Source organism: Kineosporia sp. NBRC 101677 (assembly GCF_030269265.1).
In the GTDB taxonomy this organism is placed as follows: Bacteria; Actinomycetota; Actinomycetes; order Actinomycetales; family Kineosporiaceae; genus Kineosporia; species Kineosporia rhizophila.
In genome coordinates, this window is record NZ_BSTA01000050.1 from 1 (window position 1) to 566 (window position 566).

Below are 566 nucleotides of genomic sequence, written 5' to 3' on the forward strand. Positions count from 1 at the left end.
GCGATGTGGCAGGGCGCCGTGCTCACCCTGGTGATCACGGTCAGCTTCGGGATGGTGGTCTTTCTTCTGCCGCAACTGTTGGCGATCTCCGGTGCAGGCTACGGTTTCGCGGCCGGAACCACCATGATCGGGCTGTTCCTCCTGCCTGGTGCGGTGGCCGGGGCTCTCAGCGACTCAGTCGGTGGTCTGGCGGCTCGGCGCTTCGGTTCCCGGACGGTGGCGGTGGCCGGTACCGCAGTCATTGCGCTCGTCATGTTCGTCTTGGCCGTCCAGCACGAAGCGGCCTGGCAGTTGGTCGTGGCCAAGGTGCTGGTCGCGGTGGCTGCAGGTATGGGCACCACGGCGTTGCTGGCCGGCACTGCGACTGCGGTGGAGGCCAAGGACATCGGTATCGCCACCAGTCTGCTCGTGGTGACCCGGGTGATCGGTATTGCGATCGGGGTGCAGGTGGCCGGGGCGATCCTGGCGCTGGGTACCGACCCGGCGACCGAACTACCCAGCGAGTCGGCCTTCACCACCGGATTCGTGGTGGCCGGGCTGGTCGCCGGACTGTCATTGCTGGCACT

1 protein-coding gene is annotated in these 566 nt (G+C 67.1%); it reads left to right on the forward strand.

What is annotated here, in order from left to right; translation table 11 throughout:
* A partial coding sequence (locus QSK18_RS35695; RefSeq protein ID WP_285628990.1) for an MFS transporter occupies positions 1-566 on the forward strand: 566 nt, incomplete at both ends.